At 65.2% G+C, this 1,038-nt stretch carries 1 protein-coding gene; it reads left to right on the top strand.

What is annotated here, in order from left to right; genetic code table 11:
* Positions 1-47 precede the first annotated feature (47 nt).
* On the top strand, positions 48-1,016 hold the full coding sequence (locus B5V02_RS12765) for a LysR substrate-binding domain-containing protein (protein ID WP_111544555.1): 969 nt from the start codon (positions 48-50) through the stop codon (positions 1,014-1,016).
* Positions 1,017-1,038 lie beyond the last annotated feature (22 nt).

The raw sequence follows: 1,038 nt of genomic DNA, 5'->3' as shown, positions 1-1,038 counted from the left end.
TGGCGCCCGCGAAAAAGACTTTGTAAGGTGGGGGGCATGCCTTGAAGATGGAAGGCGCTATGGAGCTACGGCACCTTCGCTATTTCGTCGCGGTCGCCGAGGAGGGCAGCCTGACGCTCGCGGCTGAGAAAAGGCTGCACACGGCGCAGCCTTCGCTGAGCCGCCAAATCCGCGATCTCGAATACGAGGTCGGCGTTCCGCTGATGAATCGAAGCGTGCACGGTATCGAATTAACCACCGCCGGGCGCGCCTTCCTCGACCATGCACGGCTGGCGCTTACTCAGGCGGAGGCGGCCGCGGAGGCAGCGCGGCGAGCCGCGCAACCCATTGAACGGACTTTCGTCGTGATCAGCACGCCGCCAGGCTTCACCGCGAACTGGCTGGCGCCGCGGCTCTACCGCTTCGCAAGCGCTTACCCCGAGATCGACGTTCGCGTTTCCTCGTCCGGCAGCAATGCCAATTTCACGACCGACGGCGTCGACGTTGCGATACGCAACCTGCCGATCGACGCTGCGGCTGACTCGGCACTTGTGATCGAGAAGCTGATCGAGCTGTCCATCGTGCCGGTATGCAGCCCTGGGCTGATCCAGATGCACGGGCCTTTGGAGCGGCCGGAGGCGCTCAAGCGTGTGCCGCTGATCCATGACGACACGCTCGCCGGCCGCGCCCAGGTGCCAGACTGGGCCGACTGGTTCAAGGCGGCAGGCGTCGACGCCGTCGATGTCAGTCGCGGGCTGCGCTTCAACAGCGCCGATCACGCGCTCGATGCCGCAGGCGAAGGTGCCGGCGTGCTGCTTGCGCACGATGTGCTGGCCTATGACGACCTACGCACGGGGCGGCTCGTGATACCAGTCGAGCTCGCCCTGCGCTCGGGCCGAGCCTATCACCTCGTCTGCGCAAAAAGCCGGAGGGAGCACCCTCATGTGCAGGCCTTCTGTACTTGGGTCAAACAAGAGGTGGCCGCGCTTGACTGGACGCAAGTGCACCGGACCGGCGGGTCGCACGTGCAGTCTTGAATGCAGCAACAGTGCGCCCCCG

This window comes from Mesorhizobium kowhaii (assembly GCF_003253745.1).
In the GTDB taxonomy this organism is placed as follows: Bacteria; Pseudomonadota; Alphaproteobacteria; order Rhizobiales; family Rhizobiaceae; genus Mesorhizobium; species Mesorhizobium kowhaii.
The sequence above is the reverse complement of the archived record's forward strand: the minus strand, read 5'-3'. Positions and strand labels throughout refer to the sequence as shown.

Excerpts from the sequence above, each read along its gene's own strand:
- B5V02_RS12765 (WP_111544555.1), top strand. The coding sequence starts at position 48 with ATGGAAGGCGCTATGGAGCTACGGCACCTTCGCTATTTCGTCGCGGTC.